Origin of the sequence: Labilithrix luteola, assembly GCF_001263205.1 — a bacterium.
GTDB classification, from domain to species: Bacteria; Myxococcota_A; Polyangia; order Polyangiales; family Polyangiaceae; genus Labilithrix; species Labilithrix luteola.
Genome location: NZ_CP012333.1, coordinates 11,033,935 through 11,050,817, shown reverse-complemented (window position 1 = coordinate 11,050,817; position 16,883 = coordinate 11,033,935). Strand labels below are relative to the sequence as shown.

Sequence of the window (16,883 nt, the reverse complement as noted above, 5' to 3'; positions counted from 1 at the left end):
ACTAGACGCTAAGACACGCGCTTTGTCGCGTAGGGTGATTGTCACTGCGTCGTTCTTAAGGCGTGGCACGACTCATGCGACTGTTCGTCAACTGTTCGTCAGCAGCCGACGACACTCGAATCACGGTTGATTCGGTTCGAGGCGGCGGCGACACGAGCGGTCGGGATGAACCGCCTGCCCCGCGCGTACCCGCGGGAGATCTTTCTTCGCTGAGGAGGCGTACACGTGGACAAGCGAGTTCTTCTGTTCCTGGGATCCCTTTCGACGGCGGCCGCGGTCGCATTCGCTTCCGCCTGCTCGGACGACACGACGAACGAGACAGTCGAATCCGGCGGCGACGCCGGTGGCAACGATTCGGCCCCGGTAACGCCTGGCAATGACGCCGCGACCCCAGACGTCGCGCAGCCCGACGCAAGCGCGCCCGGTGCCCGCGTTTACTTCGCGAGCGACCTTACCTCCATCGACAGCGCCGTCCGCATCTGTCTCCTTTCGAGCACGACCACCGATGAACCCACGTTTGCCGACGTGATCGATGCTCCGGCATTTCCCGACAACCCCAAGGGGCTCGCGGCCGGTGAGTTCGCCCGTCTCGACGTTGCCGGAGGCAAGCTCGCCGGCCGGTCTCTCCGGGTGGCTCTGTTTTACGCACCGTCCCTCGATGCGTTCGACCTCTCCACCAAGTCCTGCACGGACATCGTGAAGGAAGTGCGCGACTCCGACGCTGGCACGGGCTCTCTCCTCGACGGCGTCGACTTCGAGCTCGCTGCACCGCTTCCTCGCACCTTCTTCCGCGACGATCGGTCGTACGTCGTCCTGGCGACCGGTTGCCCGAGGGCCACGCCGGTCAACGCGGACTACACCACCGGGGAGTGTCCAGGAGGGACGCTCATCGGGCAGGACGGTGGCTTCGACGGCACGAAGTCCTACCTCCAAACGTTGGCGTACGAGCTCGACCCGACGCCGGCCACGGCCGCCGGGAAGAATCGCGCCCAGTTCATCTTCGGCTCGTCGGGCACCAAGTGGAAGGCGATCGACCTCAACGACATGCCTCCCGTAGTGCTGCCGGTCATTCGTTACGCGGACCCGGCGGCGGACGGTGGTGTGCGCAGCGAGCCCATCCTGGGTACCGAATTCGACGGAGGCGCGCACGGTTTCCAGGATAGCGGCGTCCTCGTGCCGGCACCTGGCACCGAGGTCACCGATTTGAAGACCATGACCTCCCTCGCCTGGACCTACGAAATCGCCAACTCGCCCGTGCGGGAGCGTTCGGTCGCCAGCATCGATGCCCTTTCGAATGGCCTCAAGGTTGCTGACGTTCAGGACCGTAAAGCGTATACATTCTTGTTCTTCGGGAGTCCGGTCTTCCCGGAGCTCGACGACAAGGGCGCGTACATGCCGGCCAGTTATCACGTCGCCCTCATTCCGAACGACTGACGAGGTCTGAATTCGTATGACCCGATTCGGGACACTCGCGTTTTGCGGTTTGCTCGCACTCGCCGGAGGCATCCTCAACTGTGAATCGATCGTCGCACGCTCGGGCATTCAGTGCTCGTCGACCGCCGATTGTCGAGCACGCGGAGCCGAATTCTCGACGAGTCGGTGCTCGAACGAGGGCTTGTGCGAAGCGATCGTAGCTCCCGAGGCGGGGCTTGCGGTCGGCTCTGCGTGCAGTAGCTCCGCGGACTGCCGCGCCCGTTTGAACGCGCCCTCCCGCTGCGTCGACAGCGCCTGTCTTCCGTTGATGCCGTCGAATTCGAGTTGTTCGCTCATCGGGCCGGTGGAGAACGACGACACGCTGCTGTTGGGCGCGCTCGTCCCTCACGCCGGCGCGGCGGCGGAAGAGTACGGGCGAGTGGACGATACACTCCGATGGCTCGCATCGGAGTGGAACTCGCGTGCCCAGGCGGGAGCGCACACGAAGGCCATCGCCATCGTCGAGTGCGACGAGAGCCAGCTCACGACGACGCTTCCTCATCTCTTGTCGCTACGGCCAAAATCGATCATCGGCCCCTTCACGAATGCGAAATTTCGTGAGTATGCGGCCGGTGACAGCGTCGATACACCGATGTTCGCTCCGACGATCGACGACACGCTCCTCGTCGATCAGCCGGACTCGCGCCGACGCGTCTACAGCTGTGCTCCGAACCTGAATCTGGCCGTGAAGCCGTTTCAGCGTGCGGCCGCGCTCGTCGCCGAACTCGTCGCGTCGAAGCGGAGCAAGACGGAAGTGAAGGTCGTGCTCGTGAAGACGAGCGACGAGGCCGATCAAGCCTTCCTCGCGAAGTTCGAAGATGGCCTGCAGCTGAACGGCCAGCCGGCGGCTGGGCAATCGAACTACAAAGTCATTTCGATGACCACCGCGATCAACAGCAACGCCGCTCCGACGCTGGTGCAGTCTGCGCAGGCCGTGGCGCTCGAGAAGGCCGACTTGGTGGTGCTCTCCGCTGGAGTCGTGGCAGCAGAGTTCATCACGAGTACCGACAACCGGTGGCCCGGGATCAACCAAGGACAAGAGCCTCCGGCGTTCCTCTTGATGGGGCGGTATTCGAGGGTCGAGGAGTCTTTCGCCGCGGTGAACAAGAAACACAAGGAACGCTTCTTCGCGGTCGATTGGGTCGGAAACTCGACGACAGACGACAACTATACGGCTGTCGCCAGCGACCTGCTTTCGCGTAGCGCCCGCACCGGACCGTCCGTCGCGAGGACGGCCGATTGTGGTCTGCTCGCGGCCTACGCAGCGCTCGCCGGGGCGAGCAGCGCGAACACGTCGATGGTTACAGTGAACGCGCGCCAATACCTCGACGGCGTCGGCGTCGCCACGACCGGCGACAACGCGATCAACGTGAAGTCGGACACGATCGCGACCGCGGTGAGCCTGCTCGGTAACTCTCCGCCCATCAAGACGAAGCTCATCGGCACGATCAATCCGTCGATCGTCTTCGCTCCGAATGGGACGTTGGGCGGGACGAGCGCGTTGTATTGCATGTCGAGCGATACCGCGTCTCCTGCGCAGGTGTGGACTCGGACGGGAATGACGTTCGCCGAAACAGGAGTGGAAAATGGCTCGATCGCCTGTCCGTGAGCTCGTTTCGAGCGCCCTCGTCATCGCGCTCGCGGCATGTGCTCCGCCGAACGACGAGTCGGAGGGAGTCGAGCCGACGTCGATGCAGCGCTCGGCCATCCTCGGGGGGACGACGTCATCGGCAACCGACGACGCGGTGATCAAGATCTACGGAACCGGTGGCCCCCGAGTCCCGACTCAGTGCACCGGAGTTCTCGTCGCGCCTACGCTGATTTTGACCGCGCGCCACTGCGTCACTTCGGGGTTGGTGAACAACTCCGCGTCGCAATGCGTTCTGGGGAGCGAAACCTATCCGATCGAAACATTCGTGATCTACGTGGGGCCGACCTCGACGCAGGTTCGCTCCTTCAAGGTCAAACGAGTCGTCGTCGACTTCGACTCCGACAAGTGTGATCAGGATATCGCCGGGCTCGAGCTCACCGAACCGGTGACGGGCGTTTCGATTCCTACGTTGGAGCTCGATACGCTGCCGAAGGTCGCAGATCCGGTGACACTGGTGGGATGGGGCAGGGCGACGGACGAAAGCGTAACGTACCCAGAGGCCCGCCAACGTGGGACGGGCACGGTCGTTGGACTCGGCGCTGGCACGTACAAGAACGCGCACGGCGATAACCTCTCCTCCGACGGAGCTTACTTGATCTCGTCGGTAACCGCCTGTGAAGGGGACAGCGGTTCGCCGCTGTTCGATGCGCGCGGCGCGGTGCTGGGAGTGACGTCGTCGGGTGTGTTTCCCTCATCGGAGACCGCCGTCGGGACGCCGTGCGCGAACGGGATGACCTTGACCATTCCGTTCGCTCGGCACACCAACTTCGTCGAGCGATTCTTCCAGTCGATTGGAAAGATGCCTCCGCGCGCAGGTCGAGCCGTCCCGGCGGAGCTCGGCGGATTGTGCGAGTCTTCGAACGACTGCAATTCGAACTTCTGCGTCGGCGTCGGTGCTCAATCGATGTGTTCGAAGACATGTGCGGCCGATACCGACTGCGGCGGTGCCTTCGTCTGTACCGATACTGGCAGCGGCTCGAGCGTCTGCCTCGACGCGACGACACCGCCGAGCGGTGGGACGTCGTGCGCCGTCCGCTCGGCAGGCGGCGCGCGGGTCACGTCGAACGCATCCGCCGTCCTCGCGGCCGTCGCGGTTCTCTCGCTGGCTCGGCGCGTGGGGAGACGACGTCGTCATTGATGTGAGTCGCACGCTTTGAACGGCGGAGCGACACGTCGTTCGCCCAAGACTCGCTTACGGCTCGCGGATCCTGCAGGGCTCGCGGGCCGTCGCCGTTTGTGGTGCAAAGCGCCTGCCCGTTCGCGGGGATAAGCGAATACACACACGCCTTGAACGGTGGTGAGACTTCATTCTTCCACGGATGCACTCGGTGAACGGATGGTGCACGAGTCGGATCGTTCACGTTCGGATCGTGAATCGACATCGTGTCGAGTGTCACTCGGTGTGTCAAAACCTCATGGAATGTCGGTTGCTTAGGTTGAAGTCGTCGAGCGCAGCGAGGGGCGCCGCGCCGATCCGACCACTCGCCGAGGAATCGGCGAATACCGACTGAGGACATCATGGAAAAGCTGAACACGAACCCCGTCGAATCGAACGAGAACGTCACCACCGTCGAGCCCACGCTGGAACTCGAGGTTCGCCGTTCGCGCAAGATTCGCACGAGCGTCAAGGCCGGTCTCGCAGACGGAAGCCGCACCATGAGCGGTAGGACTCCGATCACGTTCTGAGCGAATCGCTCGCTGCTTACGGTCTGCGGGGCCTGAACGGACTCGTGGGCCGTTTGCTTTTTGTGCCCGAGCGAGGCGGCCACTCGTGGGCGATCATTGCACCGGGGTGAAACGAAGTTGTTCTCGGAATGCACCGAGTGCACTCGCGATGCACGCCCCGTCTTGGGGGGCGCCTATAAGTAGCTGGAATGTATTGGGCCGAACGCTCGATGAACTTGGCCTGAGCGTTGCTAATACAGAAAGCATCGAGCGCAGCGAGGGGCGGCGCCCGTATCAATCAACACCGAGGAATCGGTGCTAGTCAGCGAGGATGCCATGGAGAAGCCGAACACCGTCACCGTCGAATCGAACGTCAATGCCAACGTCAACGAGAGCCAGCCGGCGCTGGAGCTCGAGATTCGTCGTGCGCGCAAGGTCCGTACGGGCGTGAAGGCGGCGATGAGCCGTACGCTCGGCGGTTCGGGCCCCATCACGGAGCGCTGAGCCAAAGGCAGGAGAGGCGTCACGGCTTGCGGTTCGAGGGACCTGCAGGCCGTTTGCCTTTCCCCCGTCACTCTCTGAACCAAGCCAAACGCGACCGACCGGCCCGTGAGTTCCGAGTGGACTCGTGGGCCGTTTGGCGTTTGTGCCTCGAGGAGCAGGCGTCGTCGCGATAGGTGCCAATCGCGGAACGACTCACCCGCCTCGTTGCTTTTGATCGATTTCCCATCGACGATCGGAACCCCATGTCGGCCGCCGTATTTTTCGAAGAGCTGGGCGTACGAATCGAGCGTGCGTTTCGCGCCGTCGACTACGACGAGACGCGCTTTCCAGACATCGCTCACGAAGCGCTCGAACGAACGCCAGCCTACCTCTCTGTCCGTCCCGTGGAGTTGCTTCACGACGTTGCGAGTGGTGGCAAGCTGCCCGCGCAGCTGACGGACAAGTCGACGTTCGGCGAACCTCCGCTCACCCTCTTCGCGACCGCGCGGTTCGTCGTCGACGTCTACTTCTGGTTCGACGCGACGACGTCCACGCACGAGCACGGCTTCTGCGGTGCATTCCAGGTGCTCGGTGGCTCGAGTCTGCACGCCATTCGGCGCTTCGAATGCACGCGTCGGGTCAACAGCCGTTTCTTGCTCGGTCAGGTCTACACCGAACGATGCGAGGTGCTCGAGGTCGGCGATACGCGTCGAATCTTGCCGGGCAGGGAATTCGCGCACGCGCTCTTCCATCTCGAAGCGCCTTCCACGACGGTCGTTGTTCGCACGCGTTCGAATCCCGACGCCGCTCCGCAGTACGAATACCTGGCGCCACACGTCGCGTTCGATCCGTTCTACAAGCCGCGTGCACGGGACCTCCAGCTCGAGGCGCTCGAGTCGCTCGCACGGGTCGATACCGAGTGCTACCTGGACGCCGTCGACCGTGCCCTCACGAATGCGACACTGGAAGATACGTTCTTCCTCCTCGATTCGCATGCGCGATGGTGCATGGAGGAGCTGGGATCTCTACGAGGGCCCGAGTTCGAGAGCCGCCGGGGCGTCTGCGAGTCCCGTCACGGAAAGGCCGATGTCGACAAGCTTCTCCGATCCATCGACGAGATCTGCCGAGGGCGTGACCTGGCACTGAGCCGCAAAGGAACGACGGACGTGGGCGAGCGGTTCGTGCTGGCCGCTCTCCTGAACGCGCACGACCGCGGCCAGGTCCTCGAGTTCCTTCGCTCCCGCTATCCGGACCAGCCGGCGGTCGACACCTTCATGCGTGGATTCGTCGGCATGGCGAAGCGCACGGAGGACGGCAGCGAAAATACACTCGGCGTCGAGCTCGGCGAGAATGCGATGGCGGCCATCCGGCTCCTTCTCGAGGGAGTGCCTCGAAACGAGCTCGCGCGCCGGCTGGTCCATCGAAGCGCGGACGTGACCGCTGCGCAGGAGGCGGCCGTCGAACGCTTCCTGCAAGACCTTCTCCTCGTGCCCGCCCTTTCCGTGCTCGCGCGCTAGACGTGAGCGATCACGAACAGCGTCGGGGCACGTCGCACGACGCAGGCGACCACACGCTGCATGGTGACGGGATCGAGCGCGGCGAAGCTCTCGTCGAAGACGACGACCTTTGCCCCCTGGAGCAGCGCTCGGGCGATGAACACGCGACTTCGCTCGCCGTGGGAGAGCTGCCACCCTGTCTCGCCGAGGAGCTGCGCCGGGCCCGCCGGCATGCGCGAGAGGACGCCGTCGAGCCCGAGCTCCTCGCAAAGTTCGGCGGCGGATGCGGTAAGGCCTTCACGACCAGAGGCGGGATCGACGTTGAACGAGAAGCTGTTGTTGAAGACGTGGTTCTCGTGGAACTGCGGGGCTGAGGCGACGAGCCTTCGCCACTGGCTTTGCGACATCGTCGATGCGTCGAGACCTCCGACGAGGAGTGAGCCCGTGCTGGGGCGCAGCTCGCCCGCGATGAGCTTGGCGAGGGTTGTCTTGCCGCCGCCGGATCGGCCCTCGATCAAGACTCGCTCGCCACGCCTCACGCGGAGGGTCGTGTTCCGAAGAACGACCCGTCCACCCTGCCGATAGGAGAACGAGACCGCGGACGCGGCGACGACGGTGGGAACCTGGTGACCCGCCTGTTCGGCGTCGACGTCGCGCTGTGGCCGCTCCCGCTCTTTTCCGGCCGTGAGCAGCGGACCGATCGAGCGCAGTGCTGCGGCCCAGCCCAGGCCGCGCTCGACGGCGGCGGTCGCGGCCGTCATGGCTTGCATCGCGAGGAACACGCCGACGGCCGCCGGCAGAAGCTCCGGTGCTGTTGCCCCACGCACGAACGCCACGGCGAGGACGCTTGCAGCCGCGAGACCGAAGAGGCGTTTGAGCGAAGAGAGCGCGACGACGAGCCCGTCTTGTGAAGCCACCGTCGCGGCGTACGCGGAGAGCGCGCGGTCCTCTTGGTCGTGACGCTGCGAGGCGGCCTCCTGGATCGCGCGTGTTCGATGTCCGACGATCTTGTCGATGAGATCCTCGGTGATTTTCAGGCGCTGCAGGTTGGCGGCATCGTAATTGCGGACGAGGCGTGCGACGACCAACCCGACCACCACCATCGAGACGACCTGGACGCCGAGCAGGGCGGCTGCCCACGGCGTACGCGCGAAGAGCCACGCCGCGCTGATCCACATCGACAGCGGTGTGATGAGCGCGAAGATCTCGGCGAGGCTCGTTCGCTCGACGACGCTCGCCTCGTTCAGGCGCGCCAGCGCAGCTCCGTAGCCTTGGGCACGGAGGATTTTCTCGTCGACGAAGATCGCCCCTTCGAGCAAACGTCGTTTGAGTGCGGTGCCGGCAAGAACCGTGAGCCCGCCGAGCATCGATGTCGACCAGTACATCAGTGGAACGTTCGCGAGCGAGAGCATGGCCCAAGCCATGATGCGTCCTCGATCGACGATGCCCTCGACCGCGGCTTCGCCGAGCGTCAACGCCGCGCCTGCTCCGAGCGCGAGCTCGAGAAGCGAGAGTACGCAGAAGCCGTAGAGCAAGCGTCTGCCCGAGAGCGCGTCGAGCTGATCCGTGAAGGCCGATGCTCCGTCGCGCCGGTAGCGAACGACGCCGAAGGCGAAGCCGTCGACCCGATCGCGGCGATACAGCGCGTCGAGTGCGTCCACTGCGCCCGGCAGATCGCGCAAGACGTCGCGCAAGTCACCGCCCGTGGTCTTGGCCTGTTCGTCGAGCAGGTCGAAGAGCTCGGCAGGATTCGAGACGACCTCGTCGTTCGAAGGGGCAACCACCCGGCATCGTAGCCCTTCCGAGACGAGGGCCATGAAGTAGGGGACGACCTCGCCCTTCTCGACCCACGGGACCGTGACGACGAAGGTCCCTCGCGTCGCGAACTCTTCGAGCAGTGCAGACTTGGGGAGACGCTCGAGCGATCCGTCGATGCCGACGGCACGCGGAGCATTGACGAGCCAATCGAGCATATGGCGATCGACGGCGGGGAGCTTGGGAAGACCCGCGGCACCGCGCGAGAGCTCCGCTGTCATGAAGAGCGCTTCGAGGGCGCGGTGGACCTCGGTTGGCGGCCAGAGCAGGTTGCGGAGCTTCTGGCTCACGGGTTCACCTCGCGCACCTCGCCGTCCTCGACGCGCAGTCTTCGCCAACGATTCGTCGCCCACGTATCGTTCAGCACTTCGGTCTCGGCCGCCAGCAGGGCTGCAAATCGCGAAGGCCTGGAGCGGAGCTCGAGCGGATGGCCGTCTTCGACGATCCGGCCTCCCTCGACGACGAGCACGCGATCGAAGTCGAGTGCATGACCGATGTCGTGGCTGATGAAGAGCATCGTCGCGCGCTGCCACGCCAGTCTCGACCGCAGCGCAAGCCGTCTTCGACTGACGCGATCGAGGCCGCGGAACGGTTCATCGAGGACGACGAAGCGCGCGCCTTCCCGCAGTAGCGCTCGGCCGAGCCGCAGGCGTTGTCCTTCGCCGCCCGAAACGAGGCGCCCTTCCGACCCCACTTGCGTGTTCAGACCCTGCTCCATGCCGTCGAGCACCGAGATGAGGTCGGACATCTCGAGGGTCGGAAGTAGACCGCGCTGGCGACGACCGCGCGAGGCATACTCGAGATTCGAGAAGAGACTCTGATTCCAGAGCTGCCCTGCGGGATCGACCCACGCGGTCTCTTCGCGTAGGAGCGCGAGGCGTTGCTTGTCGAGGACCGCGCCGTCGATGAGTACCCTTCCTTCGCTCGGCGAGTAGAGACCGAGGAGAACACTTGCCAGCGATGACTTACCGGCGCCCGACGGACCGACGATTGCCACGTGTTGCGCCGGCGGAATCTCGAGGTTTACCGTGTCGAGGATCGTCTGGCCGTTCGCGACGACGGAGAGCCCGTCGACCTGAATGCCGACTCCCCTGTTCGGGATCGTGGCATCGGCGATGGATGACGGCGCTTCCTCCTCGGACTCCGAGACGTAGCTCGCGAGCTCGAGGAGTTGCGTGAAGGCATTCCGCTGTGCCGGCCAAGCCTCGACGAGCGAGAAGAGTACCTTCAGCGAGGCGGGAATGCGGAATGCCCAAAAGGCCAGAACGACGAAGACGCGCGGGTCGTTCGACCGCACCGTGTATACGAGAAAGAGCGCCAGGAGCACGAGCGTGCCGAGCGCCTCTTCGAACGATGCGAGCCCTGCGGTCGTCGTCGTCTGCACCGCACCGGTTTGCTGCCAAAGGGTGAGCTCGCGTGCTTGGTCTGCGCGGAACGCGTTCTGATAGCCGTGGAGCCGTAGCGGGCGGAAGCCTCGCAGCGCATCGAGGAAGATCGAGAGGAGGCGTGCGCCGTGCGTCTGGAATCGCCGGTCGACGGCTTGCAACCGGCTCCGCACGTAGAAGAGCGCGATCATCATGGCGACGATGCCGGCCGCTGCGACGGCAAGGTTCGGAAGATCGATGAGCGCGAGTGCGGCGACCGAAATCGAGAGGTTCGCCGCCTCCTGAACGAGACGCACCATGGTCGCCGGAAGCGCTCGGCCGAGCGTCAACGCGTGCGCGCGATAGGCGAGGTCCGACGTGGGGCGCGAGCGTATGAACTCGTCGTCCGCGCGCGGAAGGAGAGTACTCGTGAGCAGACGGAGTCGCACCTCGAGATAGCGCCCGAGCGAGCGACTGGCCCAGAGGAGGGCGCCTTCGAGGAGCATGACGAGGACGAGCAGGCTCGCGATGACGAAGACGCCGGCCAGACGCTGCCCGAAGGTCGACAGCGCGCGAGGCGCGTCCCACGCAGCGCGGTAGAGAAGGAGCTCCGCAGCGCCCGCAAGCGCCGTCACGAAAAGACCCACGCCCGTGGTGAGTGCGAGCACGCGCGCGTCGGTGGCGAGCAGCGCGAGGAGCCGTTTCCAGATCTGACGGCCGGTTTCTTCCTTCCTCACGAGGAGCTTTGCGGCAGGAAGCTCGGTGGCCGCGCGCTTCTTCACCGCGTGATTCGCGCGTTCGGGGGCAAGGGCCACGGCTGCGCGCACGTGTACCGTGCCGTCGTCGTTCGGAAGGAAGCCGCGAAAGACCTGAGGGATCTGTTCGGGGTTCGTGAGAGCGGCTCGACGGATGCGTTCGAACGCTTCGTTGCGCCACCGGGCCGATTGCTTTTCCACGTCGCCGAGGCGCGCGGTCATTCGCAGCGCCGAGTCGAGCGCGGCGAGCTCGCGGGGGGTCTGGGGCGCCTCGAGCTCGCCTCGAACCTGCGCGGCGACGGCGCCACTGAGGAGCGACCGCTCGAGGCGTAGGAGGATATCCTTGTACACACTCGTCGGGAACCAATCGAGGAACGCCTCCTCCTCGAGCTGGATGTTTCCGATGTAGTAGTCCGCGGCGAGCTTCTCGGGCGTCGTCCATACGCGACCGCACGCCGGATCCATCACCTGGAGCCACCGCCCGATCCGCCTCCAGAGCACGACGAAATGCGGCGGTTGCCCTTCGACACTGGTGATGAGGATGGCGGGCAAGCGCCCCTCGAGCGCCTCCGGAAGGTACTGCAGCGGCACCAGGTGCTGGACGACTTCGACGCCGAGATCGTTCGCGACGTCTTCGAGAGCATCGATCGACGTGCCGTCCACGGTGGTCTGACACGCTGCGCGCAGGCGCTCGTAGTTGACGTGGACGCCATAGCCGGCGAGGAGCGTCGTGAGAGACGCCACCCCACAATCCATCATCGAGATCTGGAGCGTCTCGGGCGCGAGAAAAGAACGCTGCATGCGCGGTGCTCGGCTAGCGAGCGGCCTCGAGAGGCGACGGGGGTGCAGACGATTCGGTGGCGACGGGGGCTTCGGTCCAGGGCTGCCCTGCGAGTCGCAAGAGGAGGCGTCCAGGGGAGAGACGCTCCGTTTCGACCTCGGCGGTCGCGATCATGCCATGCATCGAGGGGATGATGCCTTCTTGCTTGGCGACGTTCATTTCGACGCGCACGAGACCGTCGCGAGGCTCGGTGCCGACTTCGGCCACCCGCGCCGTGAGCGTGCCGTATTGCGTCCATGGGAACGCCTCGACGCGGAGAATGGCTGTCTGGCCCCGTTTCACGCGCCCGACGCTGTCGCTCGGCTTGAAGAACGCGACCATGTGCACCTCGCCGTGAGGCAAGAGCGTCGCGAGTCGCGACGTGGGCATCACGGTCATGCCCGGCGTGCACGTCACGACGTCGATGAGCGAGCCGGCGGTCGTCGCCCGCACGGACCGACGCTCCACTTCGAATTCGAGTGTCGAGAGCTTCGCAGCCTGCAAGGCCATCTCGTTTTCTTTCTCGACGACCTGCCGCTCGAGCACCGTGATCTTCGCGTCGCGGTCGCGTAGCGACGTCTTCGCGGTCGACGTGTCGAGCGCCGCTTGTTCGGAGGCGAGGGCGGTCTGCATCGTGAGCGCATTGACCTCTGACGAGACCTTCATCTCCTCCAGTTTGGAGGCGAGATTGGCTTCACGGAGGCGAAGGACGACGTCGCTCTCTTTGCGCTTCCACTCCGCACTCTGCTGCTCGGCGGAGACGCGCGCTCGGCCCGTTCGCGCGGTTTGCGAGACGAGCTCGACCACCGCGTCGCGAGCCGCCTTCTCCGACGCGAGCTGTCGCTGCAAACCGGCGAGTGCCGCCTTGCACGAGGCGACTTCTGCACGCTTCTCGGCCGCCTGGAGCTCGAACGTGCGTGCGTCGAGACGGATCAGGAAATCCCCCTCGGCCACGTGCCGTCCCAGGGGGAGGGCACACTCCACGACGACCCCTTCGACCGGCGCGTTGACGACGATCGCGCTCTGCGAAACTTCGAGTCGACCGCGGTCGGAGCGCACGTAGAGCGCGATGCTGCCTTCCACGAGCCACGTCACCCAGGCCGTGACGAGGCCGACCAAGAGCAGCACGAGGAACGCTTGCCGCTGCAAGCGCATCGCGCGGAGTGTTCGCAACGTGTGATGAAACGCCATATCGACTCGCTGCCGGCCAGGTTCGTAGAGGCCTGGCGCTCCTACGCGAGACCCGTCACATGGATGGTCGCGATGGATCGTACCGAATCATCGCGAAACCAAGAATTCATTCAAAATCGATATTGCAATCCACCCCCGAGGCCGTTCGTGTGAAACGAGACCTTTGGCGGCGTCTCTCGGGAGACCTTCGGCGGCTTGATGGTGAAATAGGTGGAGATTCCGACGCCGACGATAGCGACGGCGCCGAGGACGTCGGTGACGAGTCCGAACGTGTGAGCGTTGCTCTTGGCGCTGTCGAGCGTGGCTTTGTCGACGTTGAACTGATTTTCGAGCTGGTCGTACTTGTCCGCCTTGTTCGACGCGATGATTCCGGTCGCCACCGCTCCGCCGGCGACGGCGAGCGTGGCGCCCCAGCTCACCCAGGGCACGATGCTCTTCGGTTCAGGCGGCGGCGTGGTCGATGCGACGACGAGATCGAAGGTGGTCACCTTCGTCTCGCCGCCGGCGAGGTCCAGGATGCGCGACTGCGCGGGGCGACCGGCGAGGTGCACGGTGACCTTGCGCTGCCCGGAGTTGACGCGCACCGGCCGGAGCGGTGTCGTACCGACGACGCGATCGTCGATGGTCACCTCCGCGCCAGGTTCGGTCGTGCGGATGTCGAGGTGGCCGACGCGGCCTTTCAGACGCTCGATACGCGCGTTGACGTCCGCCAGGCGATCTTCAGCGATGCCCGCGCCGCCTTCTTCGACGTATCGCTCGTAGGCGTCGAGCGCGCGCGCGTAGTCCTTCAGCTGCTGATAGACGATGCCGACGTTGTAGAGAAGGCGGTAGCTCGGGGCGAGATCGTAGGCTTTTTTCAGCTCGACGAGCGCTGCATCGAACTGGCCGTCGTCGGCGAGCTCCAAGGCGCGCTTGAATCGCTGACGCGCCTCCTCCTGGGCTTCGGGAGAGGCCGGCTGCGCTCCTGGAAATGGCTGGCCGCCCTGGGCCTGCGCCGGGGGGACGAAGCTCGTTCCCGTAAGAACGCTCGTGAGTACTACCAGTGCACAACGTCGAACGAACGAACGCATCGCGTCCGCTCGATGCAGAACTCAGGCCAAGGCTCGGCGTGCCACTCCCACGCTCGTTCAAGGACCGTGGCCGGCGTCCGGTGTGGCCCGTCCGAGTGTGAACCGTAGCGAGACATCGTCGGTGAACTTCACCGTTTGGGATCGCGGCTCGAATCCTGGCGCCGTTGCCGTGATTCGGTGCTCGGTTCCGTCTCGTTTCACCTTGCCGATGTAGGGATTTTCGACCGGGCCGCCTTCGTCGATCGTGAATCGAGTCTCGTGGGGGAGGGCACGGATGATGAGCGTCACGTCGGTCGCGCCGGCGTCGCTCGCGGGCGGAGGTTCTGTGAACGGTCGGTGCACCCGCGTCGCCGCCGACACCCCGATGACTGCCGCGGCCGCCACAGCCGCCGATGCGAAGAGACCGACGCGCAAACGGTTGATTCGGCGTGGCGTCGCCGAATCGGAGTTGTCGCCTTCGGCGGCAGCGTCGTTCGGGCTCTTGCGCGGTGAGAGGACCTGCGTGGTGCCGTCGGTGGCCTCCTCGCCGGTCACGTCGATAGGTTCGGCCACGGAAACGATCGTGACGTCCTCGGCCTCGCGCTTGAGATCGGCGAGCTGCGCCTCGATGAGCTTGCGGGTGACTTCGCGTCGGTCCTGGTAGAGCGTGGAGAGCCAGGCTCCGAGCTCGCGGTTGCTCGGGCGCGGAAGGTGCGCGCTCATGAAGGCGTCGAGGTCGGCCGCGAACTCCTCGGCGGTCTCGTACCGCTCCGTCCGTTCGGCGGCGAGCGCCCGTCGGCAGATGCGATCGAGCTCGGGATGCGTGTCCGGTGCGAGCTCGCGAGGCGACCGCGGGAACGTCCTGTTTTGCAGGGCCCGGACGACGTCCGCGTCGGCCATGCCCTGCCACATGCGTCCGCGGATGCATGCTTCGTAGAGCATGACGCCGACCGAGAAGATGTCGGCGCGCCGATCGAGCACGAGGCTTCGGGCCTGCTCCGGCGCCATGTAGAGGATCTTGCCCTTGACCGTGCCGCTCCGCGTCTCGGACGCGCGCCCTTCGGCTTTGGCGATGCCGAAATCGACAACCTTCACTTGACCGTTGTAGGTCACGAAGACGTTGTGGGGCGTCACATCGCGATGAACGATGTTGAGTGGCGTTCCGTCGAAATCCTTGAGCTCGTGCGCGTCGTGGATGCCGACGAGCACGTCGGTCAATACCGCGAGATGCATGGCCAGCGGAAACGTCTCGCGGCCGCGCGTGAGAATGCGGTGCAGCGCTTGCCCGTCGAGATATTCCATGGCGAGAAAGAGCTCGCCGCCCTCGCGACCGACTTCGAGTGTTTGGACGACGTTGGGATGGTTGAGACGAGCGGCGATGCGGCCCTCGTCGATCAACATCGTGACGAACTCGGGATCTTCGGCGACGTGCTCGCGAAGTCGCTTGATGACGACCAGCTTGTTGAACTGGACGCCCCCCGCGCCCTCGGTGACGGCGAGAAAGACGTTCGCCATTCCGCCCCGACCGAGCTCGGCGATGAGCCGATACCTTCCTAGTCGTGTGACGACAGGCTGATCTCCCACGATGATCAGGCTAGCTGAGCGCGAACGGCTTTTGGAAGTGGATGTTCCGACTCCCGCGAGGTCACAGCGTGTGTTTGCGGATCAGTCGATAGATGTGTGTCCGGTCGACTTCGGCATCCTTCGCAGCGGCCGCGACGTTTCGATTGTGACGGACGAGCAACTCCCGGACGTACTCCCGTTCGCCCTGCTCGATCCATGCCTCGCGGAAGTCGCGGTAGGAGCGCCGGAAGACCTCGCGCGTGTCCGACACCGGAGCGGGTCGGGCGCTCTCGCTCGGCACCGGCGAGCTCAGTAAATCGTGCGGGGCGAGGGGAGGAGGCGGGATCGAGCCTTCCTCCACGAGGGACGGCAGGATGCTCCGCGAGCGACTCGTGCCGCGCGTGATGCTGCCTCCACCCATGATGGCGAGGGCCTCGTCGGGGCCAAGGGCTCGCGCGCGCTCGACGAAATTGCGAAGCTCGCGCACGTTTCCTCGCCACGGAAAGTTCATGAGCGTGCGGAGGATTTGCGGGCTGAACCGCCGGGTGTCGGCCGCCTGGGCGAGGAAGTTGTTGATGAGAGGTTCGATGTCCTCTTCGCGCTCGCGCAGAGGCGGAACGTCGATGGGGATGACGCACAAGCGGAAGTACAGGTCCTCCCGGAATGCGCCGGCGTTCACCATTCGTAGCAGGTCGCGATGGGTCGCCGAGAGGAAGCGAACGTCGACCTTGCGATGCTGGGTTTCCCCGAGGCGCCGGATGGTTTTCTGTTCGAGGGCGCGCAGCAGCTTCGGCTGCATCGTGAGCGGCAGCTCGCCGATTTCGTCGAGAAAGACCGTACCGCCCTCCGCAGCCTCGATGGCCCCCGCGCGGTCGCCGAGGGCCCCCGTGAACGAGCCCCGGGCGTGGCCGAAGAGCTCACTGTCGAGCAGCGAATCGGGCAGGGCGGCGCAGTCGACGACGACGAACGGCTTGCCGCTACGCGCCGACGTATCGTGGATCGCCCTCGCGACGAGCTCTTTTCCCGTGCCCGTCTCGCCTTGGATGAGCACGGGGGCATCGCTCGAACGCAGTCGATGGATCGACGCGAAGAGCTCGCGCATGACGAGGCTCGCGCCGACGAGCTTGTTGAACGTGGTGCTCGGCCAGAGCTCCACCTCGCGCGGCTGGTTCGCGCCGTAATCCACCAGCAGGTCGGTCATGCCGAGGCGAATCCTCCCGTGCTCCGGTACGAGGGCGCCCGAGACGCGCATGCCTTCGACGAACGTGCCGTTGCGGCTGCCGAGATCGCGAATCCAAAGCCCGTCGCTGCGGACCTCGAGCTCGGCATGGAGGCGCGAGACCGTGTCGTCTTGAATGACGATGCCCGAGCTCTCCGACGATCCGACGAGGACACGGCCCTCGAGCACGCGGAAGTGGTGGCCCGCGCGGTCGGTCCAGTCGAGGCGCGGCTGGCTCCTCTGCGTGGGAGGAAGTTCCTGCGGCTGGATGCGTGTTTCTTCCGACATGCGCGCGGACATCCGAAATGAAACGCTATCGCAGAATCGTCGTTTGGCGTA

Annotated in this window: 12 protein-coding genes; 6 read left to right on the top strand and 6 right to left on the bottom strand. The window is 65.1% G+C overall.

From position 1 onward, the window contains the following. Positions 1-225: 225 nt before the first annotated feature. From AKJ09_RS47595 to AKJ09_RS47580, 6 genes are all read left to right on the top strand, one after another. Positions 226-1,434, top strand: a complete 1,209-nt coding sequence (locus tag AKJ09_RS47595) for a hypothetical protein (RefSeq protein ID WP_146654502.1) — start codon at positions 226-228, stop codon at positions 1,432-1,434. Between the two features lie 16 nt (positions 1,435-1,450). Then, a complete protein-coding gene (locus AKJ09_RS47590) occupies positions 1,451-3,082 on the top strand; it encodes a hypothetical protein (protein WP_205633985.1) in 1,632 nt (543 codons plus the stop codon). Then, positions 3,060-4,262, top strand: a complete 1,203-nt coding sequence (locus AKJ09_RS47585) for a S1 family peptidase (RefSeq protein ID WP_146654500.1) — start codon at positions 3,060-3,062, stop codon at positions 4,260-4,262. Before AKJ09_RS47590 ends, AKJ09_RS47585 begins: the two co-directional genes overlap by 23 nt. Before the next feature lie 380 nt (positions 4,263-4,642). Further along, a complete protein-coding gene (locus AKJ09_RS53885) occupies positions 4,643-4,810 on the top strand; it encodes a hypothetical protein (protein WP_169928529.1) in 168 nt (55 codons plus the stop codon). Positions 4,811-5,125: 315 nt separating this feature from the next. Next, a complete protein-coding gene (locus AKJ09_RS53880; RefSeq protein WP_169928527.1) occupies positions 5,126-5,293 on the top strand; it encodes a hypothetical protein in 168 nt (55 codons plus the stop codon). Positions 5,294-5,535: 242 nt separating this feature from the next. Further along, positions 5,536-6,789: a hypothetical protein gene (locus AKJ09_RS47580; RefSeq protein WP_146654499.1), complete on the top strand. Its 1,254-nt coding sequence runs from the start codon at positions 5,536-5,538 to the stop codon at positions 6,787-6,789. On the opposite strand, the gene AKJ09_RS47575 is transcribed toward AKJ09_RS47580, so the two are convergent. From AKJ09_RS47575 to AKJ09_RS47550, 6 genes are all read right to left on the bottom strand, one after another. Continuing rightward, complete coding sequence (locus AKJ09_RS47575) at positions 6,786-8,873, bottom strand: ATP-binding cassette domain-containing protein (protein ID WP_146654498.1); 2,088 nt, start codon at positions 8,871-8,873, stop codon at positions 6,786-6,788. The genes AKJ09_RS47580 and AKJ09_RS47575 overlap by 4 nt on opposite strands. Further along, positions 8,870-11,503 carry an ATP-binding cassette domain-containing protein gene (locus tag AKJ09_RS47570; protein WP_146654497.1) on the bottom strand — a complete coding sequence of 878 codons (2,634 nt, stop codon included), beginning with the start codon at positions 11,501-11,503 and terminating at the stop codon, positions 8,870-8,872. Before AKJ09_RS47570 ends, AKJ09_RS47575 begins: the two co-directional genes overlap by 4 nt. A 13-nt stretch (positions 11,504-11,516) precedes the next feature. Further along, entirely contained in the window at positions 11,517-12,677 is a 1,161-nt protein-coding gene (locus tag AKJ09_RS47565; protein ID WP_146654496.1) for an HlyD family secretion protein, read from the bottom strand. 146 nt (positions 12,678-12,823) lie between these two features. Next, positions 12,824-13,783 carry a PEGA domain-containing protein gene (locus AKJ09_RS47560; RefSeq protein WP_146654495.1) on the bottom strand — a complete coding sequence of 320 codons (960 nt, stop codon included), beginning with the start codon at positions 13,781-13,783 and terminating at the stop codon, positions 12,824-12,826. Positions 13,784-13,840: 57 nt separating this feature from the next. Further along, positions 13,841-15,346 (bottom strand): serine/threonine-protein kinase, encoded by a 1,506-nt coding sequence (locus tag AKJ09_RS47555; RefSeq protein WP_146654494.1) that lies wholly within the window; start codon positions 15,344-15,346, stop codon positions 13,841-13,843. 61 nt (positions 15,347-15,407) lie between these two features. Beyond that, positions 15,408-16,832, bottom strand: coding sequence for a sigma 54-interacting transcriptional regulator (locus tag AKJ09_RS47550; protein ID WP_169928526.1), 1,425 nt, complete (start codon positions 16,830-16,832; stop codon positions 15,408-15,410). Between the last annotated feature and the right edge of the window lie 51 nt (positions 16,833-16,883).